Below are 16,615 nucleotides of genomic sequence, written 5' to 3'. Positions count from 1 at the left end.
CGGCAGCGGCGCGCGGCGCGCCGTCCCGGACGGCTGGGAGACGAAGACCGCGGCTACTCGGCGTAGGGCTGGTCGGTTCCCTGGTCGCTGTAGCCGAGACTCCAGATGTAGCCCTCCGGGTCGGCGAAGGTGCCGCCGTACCCGCCCCACGGCAGAGCACCGGCGGGCTTGAGGACCGTGGCGCCGGCCTTCTGGGCCTCCGCCATGATCTCGTCGACCCGCGCCTCACTGCGGACCACGTAGGTCAGAACCAGTCCGCTGAACCCGCTGCCTTCCTGGTCCGTGCCCACCTGGTCGGCGAGGCCTTCGCGGCTGTAGAAGCCGACGGGCGAGGCGCCGTCCGATGCGAAGAACACCGAGATGCCGAAGTCGCTCTGGATCTTCCAGCCGAGCCCCTCGGTGTAGAACTGCTTGGCCCGGTCCATGTCCCGGACGCCCAGAAGGATCGAGCTGACGTGCGCTTTCATGCCTTGCTCCTTGCACTGTGGATGCATACGTGGCGGACGTCCGGGCCAGAGCCCGGATGTCACATCGGTGCGTGTTCGCCGGTCAATCGGTAGGAAAGGGCCGGGAGTCAGGACGGCGTGGGGGCGTGCGACGCCTCCGGGCCGTCCTGCGGAGGAGAAGCCGCGTGAACGGTGATGTTCATGCTGAGTAGGCTAGAGGCGTTCCGTGAACCGCGCTTCTCGATTCCTGATCGATCCTGATACGCGCCGGGCGTTCACGGGCATGTCACGCGGGCCGCACTCGCTTCCCGCGACGGTGCGCCCGATGCCCCGTCAGCATCCCTCCAGGGGCGAGCGGGCGTGCGGCAGAATTCAGCCGTGACGTTCATGGGGGTCTTGACCGGGCTGGAAGCCGGTATGGCAGAGCTGTCGACGCCGATGCGGGTGTACGTGGCGGCCGGGCGGTTCGTCGAGGCGGAGCCCGACCTGCCGGAGCTGGCGGCCCGGATCCGTACGCTGCTGGCCGGGGTCGCGGTCGACGAGGCCTGGAGACGCTTCCTGGTCGGGTACGCCCCGCCGTCCGTCCCCGAGATCTGCGCCGCGCTGGAACCGGTGGAGACGCACGGGGCCGCCGCGTTCCTGGTCGGGGTCGCGGCCGTCGACCTGGTCTGGCCGGACCACCGGCACCTGCCCATCGAGGCGGCCGAACGTGCGGCGGACCGGGTGGTGTCCCTGCTCGGGCCGGAGGCCGCCTGGTGGACCAACCACGACGCCGGGTGCGGCGCCGTGAACGGGCTCACCCCGCTGTTCGACAGCCTGCTCGCGGGAACGGACGGCGAGCACTTCGTGCTGGCCCTGCAGATCGCCGATGACTGAGCATGGCCGGCCAGACGGAACGACGGGGGAGAGAACTGTCTCCGATGCCGTCGGCACGTACGCCGTCTTCGCCGCTCTCGTCCTGTGCCACGCCTTGCAGGCCCATGCCTCCGGGAGCACGGACGACGCGGTGTCCTGTGGGGACGCGGCCCTCACCGCCATGGAGATGCTGGATCAGAACGCAGGAGGCACCGCTTTCCGCAGGGAGGAGTGCAGGCTTTGCCTACGACGTGGCTTCCCTCCAGCGGTGGAGCGTGGCGCTGCTGTCGTCGTAGGTGAGCCAGGTCCCATCGCCGAGCGGGCGCACGTAACTGTCGACGGGGCCCATCGGATACCTGACCGTCCCTCGTGTCTCCAGGGTGCGCACATCGAGCAGCCAGTGGCGGGCCCGCTCCGGGTCCTCGTCGGATTCGACCGTCGAGGCGATGACGGTGTCGGCGTCGACGAAGCCACAGCTGTAGTCCCAATAGGGCGGCTCCTCGCCGTCAGCCGGTTCGGGCGCCGCCTCGGAGATGACGGCGCCGTCCAGGGCGTGCAGTTGCAGGTCGGCTCCGTAGTGCTCGACCGTCAGGAAGCCCGGGAGCTCGGGGTGTACGTCCGCCAGGATGCGGTCCATGCTGGCGTTGAGGTCCCAGCCGGTCAGCGTCTCGCCGTTCCAGCGCGCCCAGTGGAGCAGGATGCCGTCTTGGCCCATGCCGATGCACAGGCCCATGTGGATGCCGTCGGGGTGGGAGAGGTGGTGTGAACCTGCCGCTGCGCTGTCCAGCGGCAGCCGGGCCAGTTCTCGTCCGTCGCGGGCGTCCAGGACGACCCAGCATTCCTGCCCGTCCCCTCCCTCTTCCCCTTCCGCTTCCACCTCTTCCTCCGGGCCCATCACGACATGCGCCCAGACGAGTCGGCCGTCGTCGGAGACCCGGCAGGATCCATGCTCGAATCCACCGCACACCTCCTGGTCGTCGCCCGTGTGTGCGTGGCCGAGTTCGGGCCCCCAGCAACCGTGCCGGTACACCCACAGGGTTCCTCCGCCCACGCCCACGGCTCGTACCGCGCGCTGGCCCGAGAACACCGTGAACGAGCCGTCGGGGCTCACCGAGTGGACACCGTGCTCCCACCCGGGCCAGGGAACGGGGAAGACCGCGGCCGGCGCCCGCTCCCCCGCGAAGAGCTCGTCCAGGTCGTAGACCTCCAGCTCTCGCCCCTTCCGGAGGAGAGCACGGCGCGGCCCGTCCCCACGCCCCTCGAAGGCGAAGCCGTTGACGAGTGCGTCCCCACCCGGCAGCTTCACCGAGTCGCGCAGTTGTGCGGTGATCAACATGGCCTGAAGATAACGCCCCGCCGACAGCCCGGGCGATGTACGGCGCCGGCCTTCTGGTGCTGAACCGACCCGCACCACCGCCCCTTGTGGGAAGGTCGGCATGTGATACGTCTGGCGGACCCGCTCCGCTTCCTCAGCATGCTGGCCGCCTGGGTTGCCACTCCCTGGGCGCTCGCACCGTATTCCGTGCTGCTCGCCGTGGTGTCGGTCGTGCTGCTGCTCACTGTGCTGACCGTCTTCGCCACCCCAGGTGACAACGGGATGGTGCGGGAGAAGATCCTCGTGCCCGTCCCCGGCGTGGTGACCGTCGGTTTGGTCCTGCTCCAACTCCTCGCGGCCGTCGTCTCTTCCTGGGCGGCCTGGCCTACCTGGGCCGCCGTCGCCGTGACGGTGTTGGTCGCCGCCAGTCTGATCGCCGAGCAACCACGCTGGCGGCAGCTGCTCGCCGTACGGAGTTAGCGCACTCGGGCGATCCATCCGGGGGCGCTCGTCCTGGTCGAGGGTGCGCTGCCGGCCTCTCGGCCGCCGCCATCGTGGTGCACGGCGACCAAGACCCGCTGTCCATCGCGGTCATCGCCAACGAGACTGCCGGCCCTCTGGGACCGGCCTCGGATCGTCCGGACCGTCCTCGAAGGAGGCCTCGGCCCCGTCTCCCAGCCTGCCGGACAACCCGCAACGCCGAGCGCGGACTTCGGCCCCACGGGCGAGGAGTACAGGAACCGGTACGGGTAGGAGCCGGAGAGCGGCTGCGCGTGCTCAGGCCGTGGCGGCGCCGAACCACTTCGGCAGGTGGGCGTCCAGGTCGTGCTGGTCCTCACCGACCCATGCCACGTGGCCGTCCGGGCGCAACAGCACGGCAGGTACGTCCAGTTCCTCACTGAGGTCGACGACGTGATCGATGCGGTCGGCCCACCCGGAGACCGAGAGCCGACCGGTCTGGTCGAGCAGGAGTCCGCGGCCGGTGCGCATCAGCTCGTAGAGGCGTCCCCGCTTCAGCTCCACGTCCCGCAGCCTGCGGCCGAGCAGTTCGTGGCCCTCGCCGAAGTCGTAGCGGACCTCGACCGCGGTGATCATCCCCGTCACGTACCGGTTCACCTCCTCGAAGTCCATCAGCTTCGCGAACAGCTCCCGCAGCGCGGTGGGACCCGCGTCGGTCCCCAGCAGCGTGATCTGCGCGCGGGTGTTGTCCAGTACGGCGGCGCCCACCGGGTGGCGTTCGGCGTGGTAGCTGTCCAGGAGGTCCTGCGGGGCCCAGCCGTTGACCGCGGCGGCGAGCTTCCAGCCGAGGTTGAAGGCGTCCTGCACGCCTAGGTTGAGCCCCTGTCCGCCGGTCGGCGGGTGGATGTGCGCCGCGTCGCCGGCCAGCAGGACCCGGCCCACCCGGTAGCGCTCGGCCTGCCGGGTGGCGTCGCCGAAGCGGGAGAGCCAGCGCGGCGAGTGCACGCCGAAGTCGGTGCCCGCGAAGGCCTGTAGCTGCTGCCTGAACTCCTCCAAGGTCGGCGCGGTACGGTCCTCGGACACGCCGTCGGCGGGTACGACGATGCGGCACGACCCGTCCTCGCCCGGGCTGACGCCGAAGCGGAGCTGGGTCTTGCGGACCTCCGCGACGACCTCGGCGATCGTCGCCGGATCCTCGGTCACCTCCATGTCGCCCAGCAAGGTCTCGACCGTGGCGGGCTCGCCGGGGAAGCCGACTCCGAGCAGTTTGCGCACCGCGCTGCGGCCGCCGTCACACCCGACGAGGTAGCGCGAGCGCAAGCGCGTACCGTCCGCCAGCTCGACGGTCACCCCGTCCTCGTCCTGGCTCAGATCAACCGCTTCGCAGCCGCGGCGGATCTCGGTGCCGACTTCGAGGGCGTGCTCGCCCAACAGCCGCTCGGTGACGGGCTGCGGGATGGCGAGACCGTACGGGTGCGCCGTGTCCAGCCGATCCGGCCACGGCTTCATGATGCCGCCGAACAGGCACCGACCTGGAACTTCTCGCTGACGGCGAGGAACCGGTCCAGCAGGCCGCGCTGGTCCATCAGCTCGACGCTGCGCGTGTGCAGGCCCTGGCCGCGGGACTCTCCGGTCGGACGGGTCAGCTTCTCCACCACGACCACGCGGACACCGTGCAGGCGCAACTCGGCGGCCAGCATCAGACCGGTCGGTCCGCCGCCGACGACGGTCACGTCCGTCACATCCGTCACATCCGTCGCGTCAGCCGCGTCGGTCGTGTGGGGTACTTCAGCCATCACGCAATCACCATTTCCACAGGTTCCGCCTTCGATCGGTGATTCTGCGTCACTACCGGGGCCTTGCCGCAAGCCCCCCGGTGCGCTATAAGTTGAGAGTGGCAAGGAGTGGGGAAACCTCCTTGCCATTCTGCGTTCCGGGAAAAATCGGCTGGCGAGCCGGTTCCTGCATGGACGAGCATGGAACGCATGAGTGATCAAGGCGAGCGATGGACCCGGTCGACCATCTACCCCGACATGTGGGTGGACCCGGACGACGACCCCCGCAACAGCGGTGAGAACAGTACCGAGGGCGAGCTCGCCACCCTGCAGGACTTCCTGACGGACTACCGCCTGACCTTGCGGATGAAGTGCGAGGGCCTGGACCCGGAGCAGCTGGCCCGCCGGTCGGTCCCGCCGTCGACGATGTCGCTGCTCGGCCTCCTGCGGCACCTCGCCGAGGTGGAACGGGACTGGCAGAACTGGATCACCGACGGCGATCCGCTGCCGAAGCTGTACGGCAAGCGCGACGGGGACTTCGAGGGCGCCGTCGCCGAGCAGGCCGTGGTCGACGGCGCGTACGCCGATCTGGAGCGCGAGCAGGGCGTGACCGACGCGGCGCTGGCCGGGCATCCGGATCTGGGCGAGCGGCTGGGCAAGGAGCAGATCGCGGTGCGGGAGCTGATGGTGCACCGGATCGAGGAGTACGCCCGTCACTGCGGGCACGCCGACCTGTTGCGCGAATGCGTCGACGGGAGGGTAGGCCAGTGACCGGCGACGGCCCGTCCGGGAGCCGGTCGCGGGTGCCCGGCTAGGATTTCGCCCCATGAGCGCGATAGGGCTGTGGAGACGAGCGCGCCGGAGCGACCGCCCCTGCGCGGTCGCCGCCGGGGCGGTCAACCTGCCCCTGAGCTGCGTGCTGCTCTCCATGATGATCGGCGGCCCCTTCTTCGAGGCCACGACCCGGGCGCAGGAAACCTCCGCTCAGGAACTCGCGGTCCGGGTCTTCGGCTGCTGGCTCGCGGGCGGGCTGGTCCTGTTCCTCGCCCTGGGGATGACCCGGACCGCGGTGGTCCACCTGCTCACCCTGTTCCTTCCGCCCGCTGTGCTGATCCTGGTCCTGCTGGTCCTCTGAGGGAGCCGGCGGAAGGAGCCCGCGGGAGCAACAGGACCCCCGGCAGGGCCGCGTACGGGAACGTGCACAGCCCGTGTGACCATGGCTTCCTTCGCACATCAGCACCTCATGGGGGGACCATGCGCACCCGTACCACCACCGCCTCGGCCGGCCTCGCCGCCATGCTCGCGGCGGTCCTCGTCCTGTCCGGCTGCTCGGCGTCCGGCGGGAGCACGGCCGGGAAGGGGGCAGGGGCAGGGGCCGGTGCTTCCCCGTCGGCAGTGGCGTCCCCCGCGCCCGTGCCCGCCGGCGGCGGGTTCGAGGGGCCGCGGCCGCAGGACCAGAACCTGCTGGCCTGGACCGGGGATCCGAACGACGCGGGACACGTCACCGCACAGTCCGCGGCCGGGGTCGGCGGACGGGTCACCCTGGTCCGGATGGTGCTGCGCGAGCAGCTCACCTGGTCCAACATCTGGCTGGGGCTGGCCGGCATCGACCCGAACGCCCAACTCTCCAACTGCTACCTCGGCGTGTACGACGCCAAGGGCACCCTGGTCGCGTCCACCCCGGACGTCTCCCCGCAGCTGATGACCGACGCGATAGCCAAGCCGTTCCCCCTCGCCAAGCCGTTCACCGCCGCCCCCGGCACCTACTTCGTCGCCCTCCTCCTCAACGGCAACTGGGCCACGAACGCCCTCACCCTCAAGGCCACGGGCGCCGGGATCTCGGTGAACGCGGGTCTGAACCCGCCGAGCCTGCGCTACAGCACCGTCCTGACCGGTCAGACCTCGCTCCCGGCCACCGTGAACCTCGCCGAGCAGTCCACCAGCACGATCAACACCGGCTGGGCCAGCCAGTGGTACGCGATCTCCTGAACGCTCCCGAAGCTCGTGCCGCGACTGCCCGAAGCTCCTGCCACAAATGACTGGTAGGAAAGTTTCCTGTTTGCTAGCATCCCGCTTCGGCGGCTCGGCGCGGTGCCCGCATCCGTGGGCATGACGCGCTCAGCGAGAGCTCTGACCCGGCCGCTGTGACCACGCACGTCCCTGCCCGCACCCGGGCAGGGGTGCGGGGTCTCGTACCGGTGCCAGCTCTCGCCACCCACCAGGCCAGGGAGTCAGGAATGAACCTGAGCACCCCAAGCACGCCTCATGTTCACACATCACGCCGCACGATAGGCGTGGTCATCACCGCCGTACTCCTCCTCGTAGGCGGCCTGTTGCTCGCCTACCCCGAACGGGCCGGCGCCGCCGCCGACCCCCTCATCTCGCGCGGCAAGACCGCCACGGCGTCCTCCGTGGAGAGTTCGAGCTTCGGTCCGCAGAACGCCTTCGACGGCAGCTCCACCACCCGGTGGGCCAGCGTCGAGGGCAAGGACCCGCAGTGGATCCGCGTCGACCTCGGCGCGAGCGCCAACGTCACGCGCGTGGCACTGCGTTGGGAGGCCGCGTACGCCAAGACGTACCGGGTCGAGATCTCGGCCGACGGCGCCACCTGGACCCGGCTCGCCAACGAGACGGCCGGCAACGGCGGCACCGACGACTGGACCGGCCTCTCCGGCAAGGGCCGTTACCTGCGCGTGTACGGAACCGCCCGCGGCACCTCCTACGGGTACTCCCTGTACGAGGTCGAGGTGTACGGCACCCTCGACGGGGAGACTCCCCCGCCGACCGGCGCCTTCACCGTGGTCGCCGCCGGTGACATCGCCGCCCAGTGCACCGCCTCGGACAGCTCCTGCGCCCACCCCAAGACCGCGGCGCAGGCGCAGAAGATCAACCCGAAGTTCTATCTGACGATGGGTGACAACCAGTACGACGACGCCCGGCTCGTCGACTACAAGGCCTACTACGACAAGTCCTGGGGCGCGTTCAAGGACAAGACCCGCCCCGTGCCCGGCAACCACGAGACCTACGACCCGGCCGGACCGCTCGCCGGCTACAAGGCGTACTTCGGTGCCGTCGCCTACCCCCAGGGCAAGAGCTACTACAGCTTCGACGAGGGCAACTGGCACTTCATCGCCCTCGACTCCAACTCCTTCGACCAGAAGGCCCAGATCGACTGGCTCAAGGCCGACCTCGCCGCGAACTCCAAGGGCTGCATCGCCGCCTACTGGCACCACCCGCTGTACTCCTCCGGCGGGCACGGCAACGACCCCGTGAGCAAGCCGGTCTGGAACATCCTGTACGGCGCCAAGGCCGACCTCGTGCTGGGCGGGCACGACCACCACTACGAGCGGTTCGCCCCGCAGGACCCGAACGGGAACGCCACCGCCGACGGGATCACCGAGATCGTCGGCGGCATGGGCGGCGCCGAGCCGTACGACATCGAGAACGTCCAGCCCAACAGCCAGAAGCGGATCAGCGGTACGTACGGGGTCCTGAAGATGGACTTCACCGATTCCGGCTACAGCTGGAGCTACGTCGCCACCGACGGGACGACCAAGGACACCAGCCCGAAGTACACCTGCCACTGATGTACCTGGCCACCACAGGCCGCCGGGCCGCACCGGCCCCGCCCCCCACCACGGGGGCGGGCCGGCGCGTCCCCGCCGCCGTCCTGGCGCTCGGTACGGTCAGCCTCGTCACCGATGTCTCCTCCGAGATGGTCAGTGCGGTCCTGCCGCTCTACCTCGTCCTCGGACTCGGCCTCTCACCCCTCCAATTCGGCTTCCTGGACGGGCTGATGGGAGGAGCCGGCGCGGTCGTACGGCTGCTCGGCGGACACCTCGCCGACCGCGGCCACCGGTACAAGCACGTCGCGGGCATCGGCTACGCCGTCTCGGCCTGCTCCCGGCTCGGCCTGCTGCTCGCGGGCGGCGCCACCGGCGGGATCGCGGCGTCCCTGGCCGCCGACCGGGTCGGCAAGGGCATCCGTACGGCGCCCCGCGACGCGCTGATCACCCTCAGCAGCCCTCCCGAGGAGCTCGGTCGGTCCTTCGGCGTGCACCGGGCCATGGACACCACCGGCGCCCTGCTCGGCCCGCTCGCCGCCTTCGCCCTGCTCTGGGCGACCGCGGGCGCGTACGACGCGGTGTTCGTCGCCAGCTTCTGCTGCGGCCTGCTCGGCGTGCTGCTCCTGGTCCTCTACGTTCCCGGCCACCACCGCCCGACAGCCGTGCCCGGCCCGGCTCCGTCCCGGGGCAAGGCCTTCGGGGCGCTGCGCGACCCCGCCTTCCGGCGGATCCTGTGGGCCGCCGCCCTGCTCGGCGGCGCCACCATCGGCGACGCCTTCGTCTACCTCCTGCTCCAGCGCCGGCTGGGCCTGGATCCCGGCTGGTTCCCGCTGCTGCCGCTCGGGGCGGCCGCCGGATATCTGCTCCTGGCCGTCCCGGTGGGCCGGATCGCCGACCGGGTCGGGCGCCGACTGCCGTTCCTGTACGGGCACCTCGCCCTGCTCGGCGCCTACCTCGTCCTGCTCGCCCCGGCCGGCGGGCCGGCCCCCCTCCTCCTCGCAGCCGTCCTCGCCCTGCTCGGGGTGTTCTACGCGGCCACCGACGGGGTGCTGATGGCCCTCGCCGGGCCGGTGCTGCCCGCCGGGGGCCGAGCGGGCGGGCTGGCCGTGCTCCAGACCGGCCAGGCCCTGGCCCGGATGCTCGCCGCGGCGGGGTTCGGCGCCGCGTGGACGGTGTGGGGGCCGCGGCCCGCACTGTGGGGGGCCACGGCGGTGCTGCTCGCCGCGCTGGCGGGCGGCTGGGCGCTGCTGCCGCGCGATCCGGGCGGCCCGGCCGCCGTGACGGCCGCGGAGCCGACAGAATCCTCCACCAGTGAGCGGAGCACCTCATGACCACGCAGCTCACCGAGCCGGCTCCCGCACGCCGGCTCGGCGCCCGGGCCCGTACCGCCGTCACGGTCGCCGCGGTCGTCCTCCTCGCGGGCTCCACCGCCGGGTACGCCCTGCACGCGGGGAACCGGCCGGGCGGCCGACAGGCGGCCGCCGACGCCTCCTTCGCCCTCGAGGGTCCCGCCCTGTACTTCCGGGACACCGCCACGGGCCGGGTGGCGCACCAGCCCCTCACCGCGGCGGCGGGCGGCGCCGACCGCACCGCGGGCGGTCCCGTCTGCGACCGGTTCCACGCCGCCGGGGGCACCGCCCTCTGCCTGCGCGTCGAGCCGGGGGTGCTGCCGAAGACGTACGCCGTCGTCCTCGACCGGGGACTGCGCGAGGTGAGCCGGACGACCGTGCCGGGGGTTCCGACCCGGGCCCGGGTGTCCGCGTCGGGGCAGATGCTCGCCTGGACGGTGTTCGCCACCGGGGACTCGTACTCCGCCACCGGATTCTCCACCCGGACGGCCGTACTCGACCTGCGCACGGGGTATTTGGTGAAGTCCCTGGAGGAGATACCGCTCACCATCGACGGTGTCCGATACCACTCCCCCGACGTCAACTACTGGGGCGTGAGCTTCGCCCGGGACGACAGCCGCTTCTACGCGACCGTCTCCACCAAGGGGCGTACGTACCTCGTGGAGGGGAACATGTCCGACTGGTCGGCGCGGACGCTGCGGGAGAACGTCGAATGCCCCTCCCTGTCGCCCGACAACACCCGGGTCGCCTTCAAGAAGAAGGTGTCCGACGACCCGGCCGCGCCCTGGCGGCTGTACGTCCTCGACCTGCGGACGATGGCGGAGACCGCGCTCGCCGAGACGCGCGGCGTGGACGACCAGGCGGCCTGGACGGACGACGGGACGGTGGCCTACGCCCTGCCGGGCGCGGACGGTCGCGCGAGCGACGTCTGGACCGTCCCCGCGGACGGCACCGGAGCACCCCGACTGTCCGTCGCCGGCGGGTCGTCGCCGGTGGCGGTGGCGGGCGCGGCCGACGCGCAGTGATCCGGCCCCCGATGCTCGATGATGCTCATTCGGCCGCCCCTTCGAGCATCTCTTGACATAGACCTGACACTACGTTGCACTGTGGCCACTCCCTCCGGCAGTCACGGCCGGAGGGAGATGCCGCCGTGAACACCTGGGGACTCGCCATGCGTCTGCTCAGATTCCTGACCGCCTCCGCCCTGGCCCTGGCCGCGCTATCGCTGCCCTCCCATGCCGGGGCCGAGCCCCTGCGGGCCGGGGCGGCCGTCGCCGCCGCGCCGCCGCAGACCGTGCCGGCCCTGCGGCAGTGGACGGCCGGCACCGGGGCGTACGGCTTCACGAGTACCAGCCGGATCGTCGTCGATCCCGCCCACACCGCACAGCTCTCCGACGAAGCGGCCACGTTCGCCGAGGACTTGGCGGCGCTGGCCGGGCGTCCGGTGGCCGTCGTCACCGGGAGCGCCTCCCCCGGCGACATCGCCCTGAGCCTGGGCGACGGATCGCTGCCCGCCGAGGGGTACCGGATGACCGTCGGCCAGTCCCTCGCCATCCAGGCCGGGACCGACGCCGGAGCCTTCAACGGCACCCGCACCGTGCTGCAGTTGCTGCGCCAGTCGGCGTCCGTGCCGGCCGGAACGGCGGTGGACTGGCCCACCAAGGCCGAACGCGGGCTCATGATCGACCAGGGGCGGAAGTTCTTCACGGTCGACTGGGTCAAGCAGCACATCAAGGAGCTGGCCTACCTCAAGCTCAACTACTTCCACTTCCACCTGTCGGACACCTTCGGCTTCCGCCTGGAGAGTTCGACGCACCCGGAGATCGTCTCCGCCGACCACTACTCCAAGCAGGACATCGCGGACCTGATCGCACTGGGCCAGAAGTACCACGTCACGATCGTGCCCGAGATCGACACCCCGGGGCACATGAACCAGATCCTGGCCGCCCACCCGGAGCTCAGGCTCAAGGACGCTTCGGGCACGGCCAGTTCCGAGTTCATCGACCTGTCCCTGCCCGGTTCGTACACCCTGATCAAGGACCTGATCGAGGAGTACCTGCCGCTGTTCCCGGCCCCGTACTGGCACATCGGCGCCGACGAGTACGTCACCGACTACGCCAGGTACCCGCAGCTGCTCAGCTACGCCCGCGCCCACTACGGGGCGAACGCCACCGCCAAGGACACCTACTACGGGTTCGTGAACTGGTCCGACTCCCTGGTCCGCGCGGCCGGCAAGACCACCCGGATGTGGAACGACGGAATCAAAGCCGGGGACGGCACCGTCACCCCCGACGCCCGCATCCTGGTCGAGTACTGGTACAGCTACGGGCTCACCCCCCAGCAGCTGGTCAACGCCGGGCACACCGTCGCCAACGAGTCCTGGACGCCGACCTATTACGTCCTCGGCGGCGCGAAGCCGGACACCAAGTGGATGTACGAGACCTGGACCCCGGACCGGTTCGAGGGCGGCAACACCATCAGCGACCCCTCGAAGAACCGCGGTTCGCTGATCCACGTGTGGTGCGACAACCCGAACGCTGAGACGGAGACGCAGATCGCCGCCGGCATCATGTACCCCCTGCGCGGGCTCGCCCAGCAGACGTGGGGTTCACCGAAGTTGGTGTCCACCTATGCGGCGTTCACGCCGATCGTGGCCGCGATCGGGCACCATCCCGCCTGGCCGGGGACGGCCCAGCCGGGCAACCTCGCCCGCAACCGCCCCACCACCGCGTCGAGCACCGAGACCGCCGCCTTCCCGGCCGCACTGGCGACGGACGGCGATCCGGGCACCCGGTGGTCGAGCGCGTACACCGACCCGCAGTGGCTGCAGGTGGACCTAGGCTCCGCCCAGGCCGTCAACCGGGTGGTGCTGCGCTGGGAGGCCGCGTACGGGAAGGGCTTCCAGATCCAGGTCTCCGACGACCAGAGCACCTGGCGCACCCTGTACTCCACGACCACGGGCACCGGCGGGGTCCAGGACCTGACCGGCCTGTCCGGCTCCGGCCGCTACATCCGGGTGTACGGCACCCAGCGCGGCACCACCTACGGCTATTCGCTGTACGAGTTCGAGGTGTACGGGGGCCAGTTGAGCGGGACCCGGACCCTCACCGCGGCCGGGAAGGCGCTCGACGATCCGGCGAGCTCCACCACGTCCGGCACCCAGCTGATCACCTGGACCCCGCACGGCGGCCCCAACCAGCAATGGCGACTGACCCTCACCGGCGACGGCAGCTACACCATGACCAACGGCTCGTCCGGGCTCTGCGCGGACGTGGCGGGCGGTTCCACCGCCCCCGGTGCGGCCGTGGTGCAGACCGCCTGCGGCAGCGGCGACAGCCAGCGCTGGACGGTCACCCCGCTCGGGTCCGGCGACTACGCGGTGGCCAACAAGAAGAGCGGACTGCTCCTGACCACCGCGTCCGGCGCGGACGGGGCCCTGGCGAGCCAGCAGTCCAACAGCGGTTCGGTCTACCAGCGCTGGCAGATCAGCTGACTCCGGGCGGCGGTCCGGCTGCCGACACCGAGGCCAGCCGGGCCCCGGGTCCGGTCAGCCGGATCCGCAGTTCGCGCACGGTGAGGGGCTCCACGCGGTGCACGCGCCGGACCCCCACCGTGTGACCGGAGGCGATCAGCCGGCCGTCCGCCCAGACCTCGTGGCCGTCCACGCGCTGCCCCCGGGCGAGGTCCTCGCGCAGCTCCACGTGGTCCATGCGGACGGGTCGGCCGAAGTCCGCGAGGAGAGCGTCTCCCTCGGCCGCGAGGGCGGCGGGGACGGGATCGCCTAGGCGCCGCTCCAACTCTGCGGTGAACGCGAGGAGTCGGGACCGGTCGTCGTCGTCGATCAGTCCGCGCCGGTCGGGCGGGACGCCCAGGAGCAGGCCGGCGCCCAGTCCCACCGAGGAGTACCAGATCTCCAGCAGGTCCTCCCGGCTCTTGAGGGTGTCGCGGTTCCCTGGTTGCCAGAACCAGTCGCCGCGGAGGGGGACATCGCATTCGGGCGGCAGGTAGGCGGCCGAGTCGAGCTCGGTGTGCCGGTCGTCGTACAGGCTGATGCCCGTGGAGTGCGTGACGTAGCGGCAGGGGTCGGCGGCGAGCCCCTCCTCGTTTCCGACCCAGCGGATCGTGGGGCGGCCCATGTTGAAGACCATGGCGTCCGGCTGGTGCCGGTCGATCACGGCCATGACGGCGTCCCAGTCGTACGTGCGCCCCTCGGAGCCCGCACCGTCGAACCACAGCTCGCACAACGGGCCGTAGCGGGTGCAGAGTTCGGCGAGCTGGCGGAGGTAGAAGGAGTCGTAGTCGGCGGGCTGCTCGTAGCAGTCCGCGTTGCGGTCCCAGGGCGAGAGGTAGAGCCCGAGGCCGAGGCCCGCCTCCCCGCAGGCCTCGGCCAGTTCGGCGACCACGTCGCCCGCTCCGTCCTTCCAGGGCGAGGAAGCCACGGAGTAGGCGGTGGTGTCGGTCGGCCAGAGGCAGAAGCCGTCGTGGTGCTTGGCGGTCAGCACGACGTACTTCGCTCCGGCCTCGGCGGCGGTACGCACCCACTGGCGCGCGTCGAGCTGCGAGGGCCGGAAGGTGACCGGGTCCAGGGTCCCGTCGCTCCACTCGACGCCGTTGAAGGTGTTGATGCCGAAGTGCAGGAAGATCCCGAATCCGGCTTCTTGCCAGGAGAGTTGTCCCGGCGTGGGCACGAGAGGGGTTTCGCCGTGACCGGCGGGGGGTGCGGAGGGACCGAGCGTCATGGTGGGCTTTCGGGTTTCGACGGCGGGGCGTTCAGGCCGAGTGGGCCAGGCTCGCCGGGTGGACGGCGTAGACGAAGGGGAGTCCTCGGGCGTACCGCTCCAACTCATCGGCCGCGCAGGCCGCGAGCCGTCCGAGTTCGTTGCCGAGGGATCCGGCGATGTGCGGGGTGAGCAGCACGTTCGGCAGGTCGTAGAGCGGCGACCCGGCCGGCAGGACGTCGGGGTGGGTGACGTCGAGGACGGCGTGCAGCCGGCCGGAGACCAGCTCCGCGGTGAGCGCCTCGGTGTCGACGAGCGTTCCGCGTGCGGTGTTGACGAGGGTCGCCCCGTCGCGCATCAGGGCGAGGCGGCGGGCGTCGACGAGGTGGCGGGTCTCGGGGGTCTGCGGTGCGTGCACGGTCACCACGTCGCTGCGGCCCATCAGTTCGTCCAGGTCGACGGGTTCGACCCCCAGGGCCCTCGCTTCGTCCCCGTCCAGGTACGGGTCGTGGACCAGCACGTGGGCGTCGTAGGAGCGCAGCAGCTCGATGACGCGGCGACCGATGCGCGAGGCGCCGATGATGCCGACGGTCTTGCCGTAGTTGCCGATCCCCGGGTACAGGGTGAGCGGGTCGAGCTGCGTGCGGACCTCCCGGTAGGCCCGGGCGGTGGTGAGGACGCGCTTGTTGGCGAAGACGATCGCGGCGACGGTGAACTCGGCGACGGGCTGGGCGTTGGCCTCGGCCGCGCTGGTGACGGTCAGCCCGCGCCGCCAGGCCGCTTCCGTCATCAGCCCCTTCACGGTTCCGGCGGTGTGCACCACCGCCCGCAGGGCCGGGAGGAGGTCGAGGGCCTGCTCGGTGAGGGGCGGGCAGCCCCAGCCGGTGAGCAGGACCTCGGCTTCGCGCAGCCGCGCGGGGTCGGCCGCGGCGAAGTCGGTGACCAGGAGGTCGGGGTCCAGGAGCGCGGTGGCGCCGAGCCGGGCGAGGGCCTGCTCGTCGAGCAGCGCCGCCTTCGTGTCCGGGGCCATGACGAGGAGGGTGCGGGGTCTGCGGGGCCCGTCGGCCGCGTGGTTCGGGCCGGGCTCGCGGGTCGGGTCGGAGGTCGGGCCGGGGTCCGTCACTTGACCGCTCCCGCCGAGAGGCCGGAGCGCCAGAACCGCTGCAGGCCGATGAAGGCGAGGGCGAGCGGGATGACGGCCACCAGGGATCCGGTGATCGCGAGGGAGTAGAACTCGGGGTTTTGCACGACGAGTTGGTTCCAGTTGTAGATGCCGAGCACCGCGGGGTACAGCTGGTGGTCATTGAGCATGACCAGCGGGCCGAAGAAGTTGTTCCAGCTCGCGGTGAAGGAGAAGAGGAAGAGGGTCATGAAGCCGGGCATGAGCATCGGCAGGGAGATCGACCGGAAGACGCGCATCTCGCTCGCACCGTCGATGCGGGCGGCCTCGATGACCTCACCGGGTACGTAGCCCTCGGAGAAGACCCGGGCCAGGTACACGCCGAAGGGGTTCACGAGCGCGGGGATGAGGATCGCCCAGTACGTGTTGACGATCCCCGTCTCGGAGGCGAGCAGGTACTGCGGGAGCGTGATGACGACACCCGGGACGAGGGTGCCGGTCAGGATGAGGCCGAAGAGCGGGCCCTTGCCCCGGAACTCGTACTTGTCGAAGCAGTATCCGGCCGCGACGCTGATCAGCGAGGAGGCCAGGGACCCGATGACGGAGTAGAGCAGGCTGTTGAGCAGCCAGCGACCGAAGATGCCGTCGTCGTAGGTGAAGACGGCCCGCAGGTTGTCGAAGAGGTGGAACTCGCCGAAGCCGAAGCCGGCCGTCCCGAAGAGGTCGGCGTGGTTCTTGGTGGCGGCGATCAGCAGCCAGGTCAGCGGCATCAGGGTGTAGAGGACCGCCACCAGGAGCACGGCGTTGACCGCCACCTTGGAGGCCGTTGCGGCTCCCCGGCGCGGCCTCTTGGCCGGCTTCCGGGTGCCGTGCAGGGCGGGTGCGGATCCGGTTCCCGATCCGGGGGGGGGCGGGGGCCGGGGGCGCGGCCCCCCGCCCGGGGGGGGGGAGGGGCGGGGGGGGGGGGCCGGGCGGGGGGGGGAGGGCGGAGCCCCCCCGCGGGGGTGGGCGG

Annotated in this window: 14 protein-coding genes and 1 pseudogene; 9 read left to right on the top strand and 6 right to left on the bottom strand. The window is 71.1% G+C overall.

Annotated elements, in window-relative coordinates; genetic code table 11:
- Positions 1 to 53: 53 nt before the first annotated feature.
- Positions 54 to 467, bottom strand: a complete 414-nt coding sequence (locus ACFVX6_RS12295) for a VOC family protein (RefSeq protein ID WP_389690464.1) — start codon at positions 465 to 467, stop codon at positions 54 to 56.
- Between the two features lie 396 nt (positions 468 to 863).
- Here ACFVX6_RS12295 and ACFVX6_RS12290 point away from each other — a divergent pair, with 396 nt between their 5' ends.
- Complete coding sequence (locus ACFVX6_RS12290; RefSeq protein WP_389690462.1) at positions 864 to 1,322, top strand: hypothetical protein; 459 nt, start codon at positions 864 to 866, stop codon at positions 1,320 to 1,322.
- 223 nt (positions 1,323 to 1,545) lie between these two features.
- Here ACFVX6_RS12290 and ACFVX6_RS12285 read toward each other — a convergent pair whose 3' ends face one another.
- Complete coding sequence (locus tag ACFVX6_RS12285) at positions 1,546 to 2,637, bottom strand: hypothetical protein (RefSeq protein WP_389690460.1); 1,092 nt, start codon at positions 2,635 to 2,637, stop codon at positions 1,546 to 1,548.
- Positions 2,638 to 2,739: 102 nt separating this feature from the next.
- On the opposite strand from ACFVX6_RS12285, the gene ACFVX6_RS12280 reads away from it, so the two are divergent.
- Positions 2,740 to 3,096, top strand: a complete 357-nt coding sequence (locus ACFVX6_RS12280) for a hypothetical protein (RefSeq protein ID WP_389690458.1) — start codon at positions 2,740 to 2,742, stop codon at positions 3,094 to 3,096.
- Between the two features lie 297 nt (positions 3,097 to 3,393).
- On the opposite strand, the pseudogene rox reads toward ACFVX6_RS12280, so the two are convergent.
- Positions 3,394 to 4,817: pseudogene (rox, locus tag ACFVX6_RS12275) on the bottom strand (rifampin monooxygenase).
- Positions 4,818 to 5,051: 234 nt separating this feature from the next.
- Here rox and ACFVX6_RS12270 point away from each other — a divergent pair.
- The 7 genes from ACFVX6_RS12270 to ACFVX6_RS12240 all read left to right on the top strand — a co-directional run bounded on the left by ACFVX6_RS12270 (position 5,052) and on the right by ACFVX6_RS12240 (position 13,258).
- Positions 5,052 to 5,621 (top strand): DinB family protein, encoded by a 570-nt coding sequence (locus tag ACFVX6_RS12270; protein WP_389690456.1) that lies wholly within the window; start codon positions 5,052 to 5,054, stop codon positions 5,619 to 5,621.
- A 55-nt stretch (positions 5,622 to 5,676) separates the two neighbouring features.
- Positions 5,677 to 5,985 (top strand): hypothetical protein, encoded by a 309-nt coding sequence (locus ACFVX6_RS12265; protein ID WP_389690454.1) that lies wholly within the window; start codon positions 5,677 to 5,679, stop codon positions 5,983 to 5,985.
- 119 nt (positions 5,986 to 6,104) lie between these two features.
- On the top strand, positions 6,105 to 6,839 hold the full coding sequence (locus ACFVX6_RS12260) for a hypothetical protein (RefSeq protein WP_389690452.1): 735 nt from the start codon (positions 6,105 to 6,107) through the stop codon (positions 6,837 to 6,839).
- 305 nt (positions 6,840 to 7,144) lie between these two features.
- Positions 7,145 to 8,437, top strand: a complete 1,293-nt coding sequence (locus ACFVX6_RS12255; protein ID WP_389690450.1) for a discoidin domain-containing protein — start codon at positions 7,145 to 7,147, stop codon at positions 8,435 to 8,437.
- Complete coding sequence (locus ACFVX6_RS12250; protein ID WP_389690448.1) at positions 8,437 to 9,747, top strand: MFS transporter; 1,311 nt, start codon at positions 8,437 to 8,439, stop codon at positions 9,745 to 9,747. The genes ACFVX6_RS12255 and ACFVX6_RS12250 overlap by 1 nt, the downstream gene beginning before the upstream one ends.
- Positions 9,744 to 10,790: a TolB family protein gene (locus tag ACFVX6_RS12245; RefSeq protein ID WP_389690446.1), complete on the top strand. Its 1,047-nt coding sequence runs from the start codon at positions 9,744 to 9,746 to the stop codon at positions 10,788 to 10,790. Before ACFVX6_RS12250 ends, ACFVX6_RS12245 begins: the two co-directional genes overlap by 4 nt.
- Before the next feature lie 125 nt (positions 10,791 to 10,915).
- Entirely contained in the window at positions 10,916 to 13,258 is a 2,343-nt protein-coding gene (locus tag ACFVX6_RS12240; protein ID WP_389690444.1) for a family 20 glycosylhydrolase, read from the top strand.
- Here the strand turns inward: ACFVX6_RS12240 and ACFVX6_RS12235 are convergent.
- From ACFVX6_RS12235 to ACFVX6_RS12225, 3 genes are all read right to left on the bottom strand, one after another.
- Positions 13,251 to 14,453 carry an alpha-L-fucosidase gene (locus tag ACFVX6_RS12235; protein WP_389690442.1) on the bottom strand — a complete coding sequence of 401 codons (1,203 nt, stop codon included), beginning with the start codon at positions 14,451 to 14,453 and terminating at the stop codon, positions 13,251 to 13,253. The two genes, ACFVX6_RS12240 and ACFVX6_RS12235, sit on opposite strands and share 8 nt — an antisense overlap.
- 82 nt (positions 14,454 to 14,535) lie before the next feature.
- Positions 14,536 to 15,513 carry a hydroxyacid dehydrogenase gene (locus tag ACFVX6_RS12230; protein WP_389690473.1) on the bottom strand — a complete coding sequence of 326 codons (978 nt, stop codon included), beginning with the start codon at positions 15,511 to 15,513 and terminating at the stop codon, positions 14,536 to 14,538.
- Positions 15,514 to 15,602: 89 nt separating this feature from the next.
- Positions 15,603 to 16,418 carry a carbohydrate ABC transporter permease gene (locus tag ACFVX6_RS12225; RefSeq protein ID WP_389690440.1) on the bottom strand — a complete coding sequence of 272 codons (816 nt, stop codon included), beginning with the start codon at positions 16,416 to 16,418 and terminating at the stop codon, positions 15,603 to 15,605.
- Between the last annotated feature and the right edge of the window lie 197 nt (positions 16,419 to 16,615).

The sequence above is a fragment of the Streptomyces sp. NPDC058289 genome (assembly GCF_042880975.1).
GTDB lineage: Bacteria > Actinomycetota > Actinomycetes > Streptomycetales > Streptomycetaceae > Streptomyces > Streptomyces stoeckheimensis.
The sequence above is the reverse complement of the archived record's forward strand: the minus strand, read 5'-3'. Positions and strand labels throughout refer to the sequence as shown.